The organism is Lysinibacillus parviboronicapiens (assembly GCF_003049575.1).
In the GTDB taxonomy this organism is placed as follows: domain Bacteria; phylum Bacillota; class Bacilli; order Bacillales_A; family Planococcaceae; genus Lysinibacillus; species Lysinibacillus parviboronicapiens.
Genome location: NZ_PYWI01000005.1, coordinates 100,040 through 114,843, shown reverse-complemented (window position 1 = coordinate 114,843; position 14,804 = coordinate 100,040). Strand labels below are relative to the sequence as shown.

Genomic DNA, 14,804 nt, shown 5'->3' with positions numbered 1-14,804 from the left:
TATGTGAGGACGAGAGCGCTTTTTATTTTGAACTGGAGGTTTTTCTTATGAAAAAAATATTATTTATTGGTGCAGGCTCTATGGCTGAAGCATTAATGCAAGGCTGGATAAAGCAGAAAGTATTCACAGCGCAAGAAATATACGTCACCAATCGCTCAGATAAAGAACGGCTACAATTTTTACACAACACATACAACGTGAACTATAGGATGAATGATGACATTTATATGCAAGCTGATTTAATCATATTAGCGATGAAACCAAAGGATGCAATTGCAGCCATGCTAGAGCTAAAACCTAAAATTTCCGCCCACACTGCTGTCCTGTCCATCTTAGCTGGGATTGCCATAAACACTATAACAGAAAATTTAGGATTGCGCCCAGTAGCACGTGTCATGCCCAATACTTCTGCAACCATTGGGATGTCAGCAAGTGGCATAGCATTTAATGATCGCATTACAGCCGAACACCGTACTATGTTCCTACAATTATTAGAGGCCGTTGGGTCAGTCATCGAGGTCGAAGAAGATCAGCTACATGCGGTTACTGCGCTTTCTGGAAGTGGTCCTGCTTATATTTATTACCTAATGGAAGCTTTTGAACGTGTTGGGACAGAAGTGGGTCTGACAAAAGATACTGTACGACTTCTTATGACGCAAACACTTGCTGGTACTGCTGAAATGCTAAAACAATCCCTAGATGAACCCAATGTACTCCGTAAAAAAGTAACAAGCCCAGGCGGTACAACTGATGCCGGCATTAAAGCGCTCGAACAATACAAATTTAATGAAGCCATTACTGCATGCATCAAAGAAGCAGAAGCACGATCTCGTTCACTTGCAAAAAGCAAATAATCTGTGCAAAATAGAGTTAACAACTAGGAATTAGGGGGCTTTGCTTTGACTAAATTATTCAAACCATATCAATTACAAAATATTTCATTAAAAAATCGCATTGTCATGGCGCCGATGTGTATGTATTCTGCCCAGGACGATGGCTTCGTGACGCCATTCCATGTTGTGCATTACGCAACACGCGCAGCCGGTCAAGTAGGTTTAATCGTTGTGGAGGCTACTGGTGTAGTACCTGAAGGGCGCATCTCCAACAAAGACCTTGGTATTTGGGATGATACACATATTGCTGGCTTAACACAGCTAGTAGACGGCATGAAAGCATACGGAGCAAAAACAGCGATTCAACTTGCACATGCTGGGCGTAAAGCAACAGTCGATGGAGAAATATTTGCACCTTCTGCCGTTGCGTTTAGTGATGCTTATAAGACACCAACTGAAATGACCCTAGAAGATATCCAAAAAGTTATTGAAGCCTTCAAACAAGCAGCTATTCGGGCTAGTAAAGCTGGTTTTGATGCACTTGAGATTCATGGAGCGCACGGCTATTTAATTAGTGAGTTTTTATCGCCAGCAGTAAATAAACGTACCGATAACTACGGTGGCTCACAGGAGAATCGCTATCGTTTACTGCGCCAAGTCATCGATGCTGTTCGTAGTGTTTGGAATGGTCCGCTGCTCGTTCGTGTTTCAGCTGAAGACTATGCAGAAGATGGCACTACAATGGAAGATTTTATTGTATTCAGTCGTTGGATGAAATCACAGGGTGTCGATTTAGTCGATGTCTCTACAGGTGGCGTCGTACAGGCTGACATCCATGTCTTTCCTGGTTATCAAGTGCCACATGCTGAAAGCATTAAGCAAGGCGCTGATATGCCAACAAGTACAGTTGGTCTTATAACAACCGCTATTCAAGCAGAGGAAATTTTACAAAATAATCGTGCTGATTTGATTTTTTTAGGTCGTGTGCTATTACGTGAACCCTATTGGCCACTACATGCTGCAAAGGAATTAGGCGAAGAAGTGACACCACCCGTGCAATATATTAGAGGTTGGTAATTAAGTACCCTCTTTACAGATCATTAACAAAGTAAAGAGACTGTGATTTATGAATTACATGTCACAGTCTCTTTTAATAAGAACAACCTAGGTTGACATTCACAACCATTCTCCTAACAAACGTATTGATGAACTCTGCCAGTCATTTTCTTCGATTTTCGTAAATACACTCTAGTACCTTTTCTATCATCCATCGTCATCACTACCCGCTATAATGTGCTCTCAAAGAGGATTTAGCTTAATTTCCTCATCTATTGCTTGCACTAATGTCTCAGCATCATCCGCCGTAATTACCTCACCATTCACAATCGCGAAAATACCCTGCTCACAAATTTCACAATGAGACGTACAGCCTGATTCTTCAATTTCAATATCTGGTCGCTCCATTAATACATCATAGGCATCTGCGGCACCAAGTGATAAGTTCGTTATGCAAAACTCCACTCTATTTTTCAATTGTTGCGGCTCTTTATTTTTCTTAAAAAAGAAAACACCATATCATTTACACTCCCTTTGACGTTTGCTTCCACACGATTAAATAAATTGTGCAAATAAATTATATCAATAAAGACGAATATTATTAAAGAAATTATAGTAATTGTTCATATCACATTGGTATTCCACTACAGGCAGAGGCTTTCCGCAGGCAAGCACCGATCCGCTTGCTTCGTTACGCTCAGTCCAGGGTCACAGTTCGCTTGCTTTTCCCGCCAAAGCCGCCTTACGCTCCTACCAAAAATGTTCGCCATTCTCTCAGTATTCATTTTAATTCGAAATTTTAATGCAAGCTACTAAATTTACTAAATTGTTTAACAATAATACACTTAAGACTAGAGAGTTCATTTTAAAACAAAGGGGAGAAACTATGATGCTAGCTAAACTAAGCCAACAGTTCCGTACTTTCGCAAAAAATGAATGTGAAAACTCAAGTCCACTTTACGGGCATTTGGCCTATACAATTGCAGATGACGAAGAAATATTGACAATTGCACGTTATGTACCTCAAGGGCAACCTGTCCCTAATTTATTGTTGGCAGCTGTACACTACTTGCTAGCAACAAATGAAGACGAATTAGCGGGCTTCTATCCGTCCTTTACAACAACATCGAAACTGACAGATCATGTATATCCCGTTTTTAAAAAGTTCGTACTTTCTCACTTAGATGAATTGAAGGTTATCATGCAGGCAAAGCTTGTGCAAACAAATGAAATTCGTCGCTGTGCGTACCTTTATCCAATGATGACAGAAATTTATGCAAAACATCAAAAGCCGCTCGCTTTTCTAGAAATTGGTGCAAGTGCTGGCTTGCAGCTGGGCATGGATCAATATAACTATACTTATAATCGAAAATTATCTGTAATAAATTCAGCTAGTGACCTAGTGTTAACCTCGGACAATCAAGGTGAAGAATTACCACATTCCATTAGTAATTCAATTGTTGTTGGTCAGCGCATTGGCATTGATTTACATCCAATTGATGTCCATAATGAGGAAGAACTTCGTTGGCTACAAGCTTTAATTTGGCCTGAACATCATGAACGGCGTTCCATATTAAATAAAGCAATCCCTATTTTAAAAGGACTTGATATACAACTTTTAAGAGGCGATGCCATTAACGTCATAAAAGAGATTAGTAGTACAATTGATCAACAAGCCATTTTGGTTGTCTACCATACACATGTTGCAAATCAAATACCTATTGCGTTACGACGTGAATTGATAGAATGCTTACAAGAAATAAGCAAGGAAAGACCACTTTATCATTGTTATAATAATTTGTTTGATTACCAACTGCATCAAGACTTTATTCATCAAACAGAAATAACAACAGTTCGCACAATGGCTCAACCGGACGGTCATGCACGGTGGTTTACGTGGGCAAACAATTAATATAAAACAACGCTGCATGTGGATTTTCCTCATGCAGCGTTGTTTTATATTAAAATCTATTAGAAATACTTTCACCTCTAAAAGCCATACTCCGCATCTTTTTTTGCACGAATTTCTGCGAAAGCATCGGCTACCATAACTGTATCCTCCACTAAACGCTGTAAGCGGAAAAGAACATCATCGTTGATAATTTCTTTACGGAGAAAATCTTTTTCTTCTATAAATACATAGGTCGGTACGATATGTGCTTTCATATATGCAAGAATCGGTTTTAATTGTTGTTCAACCATTAGATAATGCTTAGATGTACCCGCAGTAACGACTGTACTCACAGTTTTATCTTTGAAGGCATTTACAGGTAGTAAGTCAAATATATTTTTTAACGTTGCAGGAATTGATGCTTGAAATGTCGGTGTGCCAATGATTAATGCATCTGCTGCCATAATTGTTTCGGTCACATATTTTGTATCGCCCTCACTCAAAATAGTTTCGACCATCACTAAATGCCATATTGTAGTCAGCGAGATCCAATAACGTTACTTCATGCTCGGGGTATTTTTCATGTAATGTATCAACCACTTTACTAATTGCTGTTTTTGTTTTAGAGCCGACAATTGAACCGGCTAGTGCGACGATTTTCATGTTGTGTTCTCCTTATGTTGTTGTATATTTTTTAATCGCTGGTAATATATCATTGCCTATGATTTCAATGTTTTTCATTATTTTGTCGTATGGAACGCCACCAAAATCAATTTGTGCCATAAATCGTTGCATACCATAAAGTTCATATTGATAAAGTAATTTTTCGATAATTTCTTCTTTACTACCAACCATCAGCGCATCACGAGTATCGGGTGCTTGCGCAAATTGCTGCTTTGGATAGCCACCGCCACGAATTGCCTGGAAGCCACCATTAATATGTGGGTACATACCTTGTAAGGCTTCTTTTGTTGTGTCAGCTACATAAAATAAGCTTGTTGTAGCAATTGGTAATTCTTGTGCATCAAAACCACTTCGTTCTGCCGCCTCACGATAGGCATCAACAGATGGTTTAAAGTTCACGGCTGGCCCTCCTAATGTTGTTAACATCATCGGGATACCCATATAGCCTGCTTTAATGGCACTGGCAGGTGGTCCCCCCACCGCACGCCAAATTGGCAGGGAGCCATCTTTCGGTTGTGGCAAAATTTGAGCATTGTGAAGAGGTGCACGGTATTGCCCTTCCCAAGTGATAAGCTCTTCGTCATTAATCTTTTTTAGTAGTTCCAACTTTTCCTCAAAAATTTCCTCATAGTCCTGTAAATCGACGCCAAGTAAGTGGTATGCACCAACGCGAGAACCTCGCCCCGCAACAATTTCCGCACGTCCATCTGAAATTAAATCAATCGTCGCAAAATCCTCATATACCCGTACAGGGTCAGAGACACTCAGCACCGTTGCAGAGCTTGCTATTTTAATTTTTTTCGTTGCTTGTGCAATCGCTCCTAAAACGACCGTATGTGCCTGTGTTGTAAAATACGATTGGTGACTTTCACCAACGCCAAATACATCAATGCCTGCCTGCTCTGCTAATTGACTTGCTTCGATTAGCTCTTGAAGACGTTGCTGTGCAGAAATTCGTTCACCCGTTAATGGATTTGGAATATGGTCCCCTAACGAATAAAGTCCAAATTCAATCCCTTTTGATTGGTCTATACGATATTTTTCCATTATTGTTCTCTCCTTTAATCTAATGGTTCTAAAATTGCTTCAATTTCAGCTCGTTTTTCCTCTAAAAATGGCGGCAAATCAAGCTCTTTGCCAAGATCTTCTACAGGAGAATCTACGGTAAACCCTGGACCGTCTGTTGCCATTTCAAATAGAATGTTATTACGATCTCTAAAATAAAGACTTTGGAAATAATAGCGGTCTACAACGCCTGTACTTTCTAAACCGCGCGCTTTAATTAAGGCATCCCATTCTTGAAGTTCTTCCACTGTTGCTACACGTAAAGCTAGGTGGTGAATACTTCCTCGACCAGGTTTTTCACTTGGTCCCTCCAGTTCTTTAACGACAATCTCGCCAAGTGTTTCCCCTGCAATAGATTGCAGGCGAGCTTCTTTTTCATTTTCAGTGACAACTGTATAATGAAATAGTTCTTGTAGTAAAGTCACTGTACGACTTAAATAACGTACTGTCATTTCTACTGTCCCCATCCCTAAAATGCGATGCTCCACAGGGATATCACTTTCCCATGTTTGCCATTCGGCCGGTATTTGTTGATTGTGGTGATTTAAAAGCACCATTCGCAAGCCTTCATGATCTTCAAAAAACAGTGCATCTTTGCCTGCATAGGTCATAATCTCACTATGTTCTACTGCTAAAAGCTCAAAGCGTTTTTTCCAAAATACAAGGCTGTCATAACTTGGAACTAAAAGGCCAATGCGCGTAATGGCATTTGTTCCACGCACTGTACGTCCAGCAACAGGCATTTCAAAAAAGGATAACTCAGTTCCAGCAGCTCCTGTTAAATCTCCATAAAATAAGTGATACATTGATGGTGAATCCTGATTCACTGTTTTTTTCACTCGACGTAAGCCCAGAACTTTTGTATAAAAATCGTTATTTTGTTTCCCATTTTTTGTTAGCATTGATATATGATGATGTCCACTTAATTTGTGCATTTTTGTGTCCTCCCTTTTTTCACTTGACTAAGCAAGTGATTGTCTAAAAAAAAATCACGCTTGTGGCAATTTCTTTACTCGGCTATGCTTTTCTATTTTCGACATAAGTGTATATAATGATTTCAGTTCTTCTTCTGTTAATACATCTTCAAAAAATGAGGATTGAAAGTGGAGCTGGCTTGGTGTCGCCGCATCTATCATCTGCTCACCTTTTTGCGTTAACGAAATCGTTTTTGTCTTCCAATTTTGCTTGCGCTCAATTAAACCATCCTTTTCAAGACGGGCAAGCATACGAGAAATGCCTCCTTGTGTAACCGTAACTTTCTCAGCTAACGCTGATTGTGTTAACGGTGCATATGTCTTGATTTGTATTAACACATCAAATTGTGCGGTCGTTAAATCAAAGCGCTTTAAAAAGTCATTGGATAGCTGATTACTTTGATTTGTAAAGCGCATCATACGCAACCATGTAAGTGAGCCCAATGTATGTTTTCGCATCACTTTGTCCTCCCTTCATTTGTACTGTATCATCACTTTACCACGCAAGTGATAAACAAGCAAGAAAAATATCTCGAATTAGAGATATTTTTAGTTTAGAGAATTCCATGCGGGGTTATTGGGTGTAAATTTCCATTAAAAGCAAATGAAATTCTTCCCGTTTCCTCAGACACGACCATGATCAGTGCATCACTTCGTTCACTTAATCCTATCGCTGCTCGGTGTCTTGTGCCGAGTTTTTTTTCACCAGTATAAATATCTGAAAGAGGAAGAACATTTGCTGCAGACACAATTTTATTGTGACTTACTAATACGGCTCCATCATGTAGTGGATTTCCTGGGAAAAAAATAGATTCTAATAATGAATGCGTTAAGTCTGCGCCAATATGAATACCTGGTTTTAAAAAGGAATCCAGTGCATCTTCTCGTTGAATCACAATGAGCCCACCATGTCTTCTCTTAGACATATTTTGTACGCAATTTGATAGCTCTGGGTATTTTTCAGTAAACGGAGACAAATAACAATTTAAATAGAATGTCGCAGCCTGCATTTCAATCGTAATAAATTTCTCTTTGATTTTTTCAAAATCACTAAGAAGACAATTCGCTTCTGTATCCATTGCCTCTATACTTTGCTGCAAGGACATAATGACTTGACTAAGTTCATCTTTTACCGTTTGTTTCATTGGTGAAAAATCACAATTTGATTGATTCACAAAAAACACGCCTCTTTTCTAATATAATGATGGATCACCTCTTGTTATATTTAGTCTCTCTATCTGGATTTTTTTTATTCGCTTTGGAGGCATTTCACCAACCCCTTCCTTTATTTTCAAAATAATAAGGCGACTACCTGTTCATATGTGAACAAGAAGTCGCCTATTTTTGGGTCAATAAGATATAAATTGTGCACAAATTTCAGCTATTAAACCATAGCCTGGCGCAAAATAACTGCCAAAGGATTTTTCTATAACATTTTATTTGACACGATCCATTTCATAATTAAATGCTTGAACGATTATTCTTGGACTATAAAGAATGACAATACTAGCCCACAAATACTTAATAAAGCGGCTGTAATAAAGGCAATCTGGATTCCTTGTAACATCGCTACCTCTAGTACATCCTGCTCTCTAAATGTTATGACGGTACTCATTACAGTAACAAGCAAAGTTATTAGGCTAATAAAAAAACACACGCCATTCGGAGATACCTATGACGTGTGTTGAATACATTTGGATGTTACATATGGCCGGCACGAATTTTCTTGACAATACTATATGTAGTAAAAGCAGCTGCTGGTGCAAGGACTACAATGAAGATTAGCCATACTTTCAAGCTTTCTGTTGACTTCAGTATTTCATAGTTTGTCGTAACATAAATAATAAGTCCGCCTAATAGTAAATAGCTCAGCACGTTTGGAAAAATAACAAGTAAACGTAATACAGCTGGTGGCATTTTTTGTTGATCCATACAACCACACCCCTTTTACTTAATTATACGTAAATCATCTATTAAACGCACTATATTTCTCATAGAGTACCGACCAACTATCTCCTACTTCCACTTGTCTACATAAATATAGTAGTTGACACCTTTGTAACTTTTGTTTACAATTTTCATAATTTGATACGCAAACTCACACTAACTTGTGAGTGGCGAAATTTTGTAGAGTTTTAACTCTGTTTCATTCGCCCGTCGTCTACTAATAGACGGCGGGGTTTTTTATTTTTTTGGAGGGGTTTTTTTGAATAAATTAAAGTTTTCATTAATCGTTTTATTAGGTGCCTGTAGCTATGGGATTCTTTCTTCCATTCTTAAAATTGGTTTTTTAAATGGATTTTCTTTTCCTGCACTTTTAGGTGGACAATATGTATTTGGCTGGTTTGGATTATTATTACTCGTTATGTTCTTCTCTCGCTATAAAGTAACCCTAAAAAATGTATTCTCTTTATTGGCTGTTGGGATAACAATGAGTTTAACCAGTATTTTTTATGGGCTTTCTGTAAAAGAATTACCTGCATCTATTGCTATTGTTCTATTATTTCAATTCACTTGGATGGGCGTGCTTATTGAAGCAATTGCTAACAAAACTTTTCCAAGTCGAGAAAAGTTATTATCCATCCTCATCTTATTTATAGGAACGATATTTGCTGGAGGTATATTTGATGGAATAGGACAAGAATTATCTATAAAAGGAATCACCTTTGGGTTATTAGCAGCTATAACTTTTTCAAATTATATATATTTGCAAGTGGGCGTGTTTCTACTGATGTTCCAATCTACTCAAAAAGCTTTCTTATGACAACGAGTGCTACACTCTTCGTTTGCTTAATATTTCCACCGACATATTTGATTGATGGTACATTGCAGGCAGGATTATGGAAATATGCTTTAATCCTTGGCTTCTTTGGTGTAGTTGTACCAGTCATTTGTTTTTCCATCGGTGTACCAAAGGTAGGGACAGGTCTTGGAACAATTTTAGGAGCTGTCGAACTCCCAACAGCAGTTATCGCTTCTATTACACTTGTTCATGAAGTGGTATCCCCTTTACAGTGGATTGGAATTGTTTGTATTTTATTCGGAATTTTCATACCTCAAATTCTAAAAGTACGAAAAGAGAAAAAACAAAGCAGTTTTCCTGAAGAAACAATTGAGTTTTAAGTAGAATTTTTGGTGAGCGCTAACCATAATAAAGCAACACGTCAAAAAAAATTTAAATGCAGAAATCGGATTTCAATTTAATCGCTTAAATGTTGAGTCTAACTCTTTAGCATACAACTAATGGTTGACTACAAATTATAAACGGACAATCAACTGTAAGGTAAGTTCCATTCCAAATAAAATAGGTATAGATACGGTAAAATCCCGAACCTATACCTATAAAAAAGTGTTTTTCACTCACTCGACTTATAAAAGTGATACTACAATTTTAGCAAAATAAAATATATTAAAGTAACTCATCATTACTCCAAGTGAACACCATCTGATCGGAAGTTAGGACAGTTTGCGGAAAAATTTCTTGGGCTTGTGCTAGGAACATTGGTAAATCATGCGGTAAAAATCGGGCACTTAAATGATTGAGGAGTAAAAATTTTGCACCTGCACGTTTAGCAACCATAGCTGCTTCCACATTTGTGGAGTGTCCATAATTTGCTGCTAACTCCGTCGTCCCACCATCAAACGTTGCTTCGTGAATCACAATATCTGCCTGCTGTGCTAGCGTTATCGCCTCTTCACAATATTTTGTATCGCCTAAAATGGTTAGCGTAAAGCCTTTCTTAGGAGGTGCTACAACATCAGTAGCTTTAATAATTATACCATTTTCAAGCTCAATATTGTGCCCCCTCTTTAACTGTCCAAGCAGTGGACCCTTTGGAACGCCTAAAGCTTGGACTTTCTCCATAAGCAATTCTCCTGGTAATTCCTTTTGTTCAATGCGGTACCCAAAACATGGTACAACATGACGTAATTCACCGGCTCGTACAGTAAAGTGTGCGTCCTCGTAAATGACACCTTCCTGTACTTCTACAAATTGTAGTGGATACGTTAAATGTGTTTTTGACAATGCAAATGTCTGCTCCACCCATTGTTGTAGTCCTGCTGGTCCAAAAATCGTTAATGGTTCATCGCCGCCTTGAAAGGAACGAGAGCTAAGAAATCCTGGCAGACCAAAAATATGATCACCATGTAAATGCGTGATGAAAATTTTCGTTACTTTACGTGGCTTTAAGGATGAATGTAATATTTGATGTTGTGTCGCTTCTCCGCAATCAAAAAGCCACATCTCACCGATTTCATCTAGAAGCTTTACCATTAGAGCACTCGTATTGCGCTCTTTCGAAGGCATGCCTGCGCCTGTCCCTAAAAAATGTAGTTGCACATATGCCACCTCAATTCTTTTTCTGTCGTTCTATTGTACCTTATTGCAGAAAATAAGAAAAACCTTTGGGGACAAGCTTTCTCCAAAGGTTTTTCCATTATCCCGCATGAACGGTCAGTAAGACGACCATCTCAATTTGATAGATGAGAACGAGTCAACTTGGTGGGCTATCAACTGACCGTAAAAACCCATTGGTTCAACTAACAATCCGTGGGGGATATAGACCCTCACGGATTGAAGTTTCACTTTATTTCGGTTGCCAAGACACAAGTGCAGCATGGAAATCATGACGGTAGTAATAACGACCATCCTTTTGTTCTATAAACGGTGCCAGCGATTCCTCGATATGTGCTCTGTTAAAATCAGTGTTTAATATTTTTTTACTTTGTGTTGTGATAAGTTGTTCATACGTCTCATATTCATATACGCGTTTCAGCGGTATTATGTTGCACTCTGCATAAATATCCATTTCATATAGCAAATTCAAAAATTCAATATAATCTCTTCGTGGGAACTTGATATCATAACCATATTTAGCATGCAATAGTTCATAATGCGGTTGAATCGGACCTGTCGTCATCCCAATTATCGCACGCTTTTTAGCAAGACGATTCATATGTTTTAATGCCGATTTAATTTCATACATGCGGTAAAAACAATTCACGCCAACAACAATATCATGTGCTGGAATGTCATTTTCACCAAGCTCTTCCCATTTCGCATGGACATAAGAAACATGTTTTTCATGCGGTAAGCAACTTTGTAAATAGGCGAGAATACTTTGTGAACTGTCGACACATGTCAGCTCATGAACATATTCAGCAAGTGGAAATGTATAATTACCCCACCCAGGCCCGATTTCAAGAACTGAATGTTCCGGTTGAATACTTCTTTTAATTTCTTCAAAAATCCGTGCAGCATAAGGGTCTGTTTGTCCCCTTTTTTTACGTGCGACTGATTGTGACCAAAACTGTTCCTCTAAATGATCATTCACCATTCGTTCAGGCATTTGCCCTTGCCAATCCTTCATGCCTTCTTGCCATAGTGCCTCATAATCAATGGCTAACGGCCCTTTTCGTGTCATATGCTTACCTCTATATTCAAAATATCGTATATTTTTTCCATATCTAAATTAGCATGTACATGAGCAGCAAGCATATTGTAGGCATCTTCTCTGCGTTCTGCATCACTTTTTACATCACTTGGTAGCACTGCAAGCCCTTTTTTCATCCGTATGTCGTTGACAAGCTGTCGTGTAAAGCTACGATTATGGAATAATCCGTGGAAATATGTGCCGATAACTTGCTCATCCACCGACACTGCACCGTCCACACGGCCATCATTTAACTGCAAAAATGGTGATACCTCATTACGCAAAATTTTTGTACGCCCAAGGTGAATCTCATAGCCTGTGAACGTATCATTTCCGCGAGTTCCTGTCATTTGTACAGTCTTTTTATCGCCTACAAAAACTGTTTCCATTGGTAGTAGCCCTAAGCCTTGTGCTGCATCACCGTTCCCTTCTACAGCATCAGGATCAAGTAATGTTTCACCAAGCATTTGGAAGCCACCACAAATACCAATAATTTTTGTACCACGTGCTCGTAAGTTGGCAATGGCTTGCTCAAAGCCTTGTGCTTTTAACCAAGCTAAATCATCCATCGTACTTTTTGTACCTGGTAGTATTAGTAAATCAGGAGTGCCAAGCTCTGCAACATTTGCAATTAATCGCACACCCACCTCTGGTTCATCGAAAAACGGATCTACATCAGTAAAATTCGAAATTCGAGGCAAACGAATCATGGCGATATCCACCAAAAACTCGCCTGGTTTTGGTTTTTTAAAGCGTAATGAAGATAATGCAAGTGAGTCCTCTGCCTCAATATTGACATCTACGTAGGGTACTACGCCTAATACAGGAATGCCTGTCTCACGTTCCACCCATTCAATACCATCATCAAGTAACTCCCGCAACCCTCTGAATTTATTAATAATTAACCCTTTCACGCGTGCACGTTCGGCATCATCGAGCAATGCTAATGTGCCAATAATTGACGCAAACACACCACCACGATCAATATCTGCAACTAAAATAACTGCAGCATCAGCTAAGTGGGCCATACGCATATTCGCAATATCGCGATCCTTTAAATTGATTTCTGCTGGGCTGCCTGCGCCTTCGAGCACAATCACATCATATGTATTTTGTAATGTTCGTACAGATTTTTCAACGATGGGCATCGCCTCCTGCACAAATTTATTACGGTAACTTTTCGCGTCCATGTTCAAAAAATGCTTGCCATGTACAATGACCTCAGACACCATATCCTGCTTTGGCTTTAATAAAATCGGGTTCATATCTGTGGTAGCAATAACACGCGCTGCTTCTGCTTGTACACCTTGTGCACGGCCAATTTCACCGCCATCCTCCGTTACAAATGAATTAAGCGCCATATTTTGTGACTTAAAGGGTACTACCTTTAGCCCCGCATCAGAAAAAATACGGCATAAGGCTGTACAAATCATACTTTTTCCAACGTCCGAAGCAGTTCCTTGAATCATAATTGATTTTGCTGGCACACTCTTTCCTCCCATCACTTATCCAGAAGGTTCATTTATTCAGGCAGTATCTAAAACACCGTCTGAATAAAACACAATCCTCCTATTTATCGGAACATCTCTAGAGCTGACAAATTTCTATGGACATCTAAATTAAAATTCAAGTCCCTTTACTGCTGGGATGCCCTCTTCATAATAATGCTTTGTCGCATCAATTGTTGATACTAAATCCGCCATTGCAAGGAGCGCTGGATTGGCACTACGCCCTGTTACCACAAGGTGCATCGTTGAAGGACGCTGTTGAATCGCCTCAATGACTTCAGCTAATGGCAGCACATCATCAATCGGAAATTTAGTAATAGCCAAAGCATTGTTTAGCTCATCAAGAACTAGTAAATCAATGCCCTCATCTTGCAATGCTGCCTTTGTTTTTTGCCAAGCCTTCGCAAGAGCTACGCGATGCTCCTCTGGTGTTTTAGTCCAAGTAAAACCTATACCCATTTGCTCCATTTCCACGCCAAGCTTTCGAAGGGCAATTTGCTCGCCATATGTGCGCTCTGGTGATTTAATGAATTGCAGATATCTCACATTTAAACCTCGACCAACTGCACGTAACGTCACACCAAGTGAAGCTGTCGTTTTCCCTTTGCCTTCACCTGTATAGACTAAAAATAAGCCTTTTCTAGCCATGCTTCATGCCTCCTTTAAAGCCACGTTGTTTTTTCCGTAAATGGCGTACGCTTCTTGTCTTTCAGCGCCTGTTCTTCTGGATAGCCAATGAAAATTGTCCCTACTACCTTTTGATGTTCACTCGCACCGATAAATGAATGCATACGTGCATCATGGACAAGTCCAACGCCTCTTGTACGCCATACAAATCCTAGGCCTTGTTCTTCAGCTGCTAACCACATGGACATAATGGCACTGCAAACTGCAAAGACATTGTCTTGTGTTGCATCTGCATCACCTTCTACAATGTCAGCTGTCACAACAATTGCGATCGGGGTTGTTTGAACAACCTTTATGGAGCTTTCCACTAGGTTTGGCTTTGTTGGAAAGCGTTCCTGTAAATAAGCGTTTGCCATTTCTTCATAACGCTTCATGGCTTCACCTTGTAAGATATAAAAATGCCAAGGCTCACGCATACGGTCATTAGGCGCAAATGTAGCAGCTTGCAAAATTTGTTCAATTTTCTCTTTTTCAACAGGCTGTGTTGTATAATTTCGAATTGCTCGTCGATTTTTTAACGCTTCGATGACTGTCATGATTGTTCCTCCTTAATGCTAATACTCTCCGACTCGTCTTGTTGTTACTTCATTTTTTACCAGCATAATCAATGACTTGCCGGAGTTTTTTTTCTATAGGTCAATGGCATAGGAGCCACTGACACACATGCAAAG

14 protein-coding genes and 2 pseudogenes are annotated in these 14,804 nt (G+C 39.2%); 4 read left to right on the top strand and 12 right to left on the bottom strand.

The genetic code is table 11. The features are described 5' to 3' along the window. Positions 1–47 precede the first annotated feature (47 nt). Positions 48–854, top strand: coding sequence for a pyrroline-5-carboxylate reductase (gene proC / locus C9J35_RS06980; RefSeq protein WP_107923946.1), 807 nt, complete (start codon positions 48–50; stop codon positions 852–854). Between the two features lie 45 nt (positions 855–899). Further along, positions 900–1,910, top strand: coding sequence for an NADPH dehydrogenase NamA (gene namA, locus C9J35_RS06975; RefSeq protein ID WP_107923945.1), 1,011 nt, complete (start codon positions 900–902; stop codon positions 1,908–1,910). A gap of 222 nt (positions 1,911–2,132) precedes the next feature. Here namA and C9J35_RS06970 read toward each other — a convergent pair whose 3' ends face one another. Continuing rightward, on the bottom strand, positions 2,133–2,366 hold the full coding sequence (locus C9J35_RS06970; RefSeq protein WP_107923944.1) for a YuzB family protein: 234 nt from the start codon (positions 2,364–2,366) through the stop codon (positions 2,133–2,135). 409 nt (positions 2,367–2,775) lie between these two features. On the opposite strand from C9J35_RS06970, the gene C9J35_RS06965 reads away from it, so the two are divergent. Further along, complete coding sequence (locus tag C9J35_RS06965) at positions 2,776–3,801, top strand: DUF2332 domain-containing protein (protein ID WP_054767509.1); 1,026 nt, start codon at positions 2,776–2,778, stop codon at positions 3,799–3,801. Between the two features lie 77 nt (positions 3,802–3,878). Here C9J35_RS06965 and C9J35_RS06960 read toward each other — a convergent pair. The 6 genes and pseudogenes from C9J35_RS06960 to C9J35_RS06935 form a co-directional block, all read right to left on the bottom strand. After that, positions 3,879–4,443, bottom strand: a pseudogene (locus C9J35_RS06960) (NADPH-dependent FMN reductase). A 12-nt stretch (positions 4,444–4,455) separates the two neighbouring features. Next, positions 4,456–5,511, bottom strand: coding sequence for an LLM class flavin-dependent oxidoreductase (locus C9J35_RS06955; protein ID WP_107923943.1), 1,056 nt, complete (start codon positions 5,509–5,511; stop codon positions 4,456–4,458). A 14-nt stretch (positions 5,512–5,525) separates the two neighbouring features. Further along, the gene (locus C9J35_RS06950; protein WP_107923942.1) at positions 5,526–6,464 is read right to left on the bottom strand and encodes a ring-cleaving dioxygenase; all 939 of its coding nucleotides are present in this window, start codon (positions 6,462–6,464) and stop codon (positions 5,526–5,528) included. Positions 6,465–6,518: 54 nt separating this feature from the next. After that, the gene (locus C9J35_RS06945; protein WP_107923941.1) at positions 6,519–6,962 is read right to left on the bottom strand and encodes a MarR family winged helix-turn-helix transcriptional regulator; all 444 of its coding nucleotides are present in this window, start codon (positions 6,960–6,962) and stop codon (positions 6,519–6,521) included. 95 nt (positions 6,963–7,057) lie between these two features. Further along, positions 7,058–7,678 carry a sporulation-specific diadenylate cyclase CdaS gene (cdaS, locus tag C9J35_RS06940; protein ID WP_107923940.1) on the bottom strand — a complete coding sequence of 207 codons (621 nt, stop codon included), beginning with the start codon at positions 7,676–7,678 and terminating at the stop codon, positions 7,058–7,060. A 526-nt stretch (positions 7,679–8,204) separates the two neighbouring features. Next, positions 8,205–8,435, bottom strand: a complete 231-nt coding sequence (locus C9J35_RS06935) for a hypothetical protein (RefSeq protein WP_010859658.1) — start codon at positions 8,433–8,435, stop codon at positions 8,205–8,207. Between the two features lie 274 nt (positions 8,436–8,709). On the opposite strand from C9J35_RS06935, the pseudogene C9J35_RS06930 reads away from it, so the two are divergent. Further along, a pseudogene (locus C9J35_RS06930) lies at positions 8,710–9,626 on the top strand (EamA family transporter). A gap of 286 nt (positions 9,627–9,912) precedes the next feature. Here the strand turns inward: C9J35_RS06930 and rnz are convergent. The 5 genes from rnz to C9J35_RS06905 all read right to left on the bottom strand — a co-directional run bounded on the left by rnz (position 9,913) and on the right by C9J35_RS06905 (position 14,669). Beyond that, positions 9,913–10,845 (bottom strand): ribonuclease Z, encoded by a 933-nt coding sequence (gene rnz, locus C9J35_RS06925; protein ID WP_107923939.1) that lies wholly within the window; start codon positions 10,843–10,845, stop codon positions 9,913–9,915. Positions 10,846–11,092: 247 nt separating this feature from the next. Beyond that, positions 11,093–11,929, bottom strand: a complete 837-nt coding sequence (locus tag C9J35_RS06920) for a class I SAM-dependent methyltransferase (RefSeq protein ID WP_107923938.1) — start codon at positions 11,927–11,929, stop codon at positions 11,093–11,095. After that, positions 11,926–13,425, bottom strand: coding sequence for a cobyric acid synthase (locus C9J35_RS06915; protein ID WP_107923937.1), 1,500 nt, complete (start codon positions 13,423–13,425; stop codon positions 11,926–11,928). The genes C9J35_RS06920 and C9J35_RS06915 overlap by 4 nt, the downstream gene beginning before the upstream one ends. 132 nt (positions 13,426–13,557) lie before the next feature. Beyond that, complete coding sequence (locus C9J35_RS06910) at positions 13,558–14,094, bottom strand: cob(I)yrinic acid a,c-diamide adenosyltransferase (protein WP_054767507.1); 537 nt, start codon at positions 14,092–14,094, stop codon at positions 13,558–13,560. 14 nt (positions 14,095–14,108) lie between these two features. Next, positions 14,109–14,669 carry a nitroreductase family protein gene (locus C9J35_RS06905; RefSeq protein ID WP_107923936.1) on the bottom strand — a complete coding sequence of 187 codons (561 nt, stop codon included), beginning with the start codon at positions 14,667–14,669 and terminating at the stop codon, positions 14,109–14,111. Positions 14,670–14,804: the final 135 nt, after the last annotated feature.

Excerpts from the sequence above, each read along its gene's own strand:
- proC (WP_107923946.1), top strand. The coding sequence starts at position 48 with ATGAAAAAAATATTATTTATTGGTGCAGGCTCTATGGCTGAAGCATTA.
- C9J35_RS06965 (WP_054767509.1), top strand. The coding sequence starts at position 2,776 with ATGATGCTAGCTAAACTAAGCCAACAGTTCCGTACTTTCGCAAAAAAT.
- C9J35_RS06955 (WP_107923943.1), bottom strand. The coding sequence starts at position 5,511 with ATGGAAAAATATCGTATAGACCAATCAAAAGGGATTGAATTTGGACTT.
- C9J35_RS06950 (WP_107923942.1), bottom strand. The coding sequence starts at position 6,464 with ATGCACAAATTAAGTGGACATCATCATATATCAATGCTAACAAAAAAT.
- C9J35_RS06945 (WP_107923941.1), bottom strand. The coding sequence starts at position 6,962 with ATGCGAAAACATACATTGGGCTCACTTACATGGTTGCGTATGATGCGC.
- C9J35_RS06935 (WP_010859658.1), bottom strand. The coding sequence starts at position 8,435 with ATGGATCAACAAAAAATGCCACCAGCTGTATTACGTTTACTTGTTATT.
- C9J35_RS06920 (WP_107923938.1), bottom strand. The coding sequence starts at position 11,929 with ATGACACGAAAAGGGCCGTTAGCCATTGATTATGAGGCACTATGGCAA.
- C9J35_RS06910 (WP_054767507.1), bottom strand. The coding sequence starts at position 14,094 with ATGGCTAGAAAAGGCTTATTTTTAGTCTATACAGGTGAAGGCAAAGGG.
- C9J35_RS06905 (WP_107923936.1), bottom strand. The coding sequence starts at position 14,669 with ATGACAGTCATCGAAGCGTTAAAAAATCGACGAGCAATTCGAAATTAT.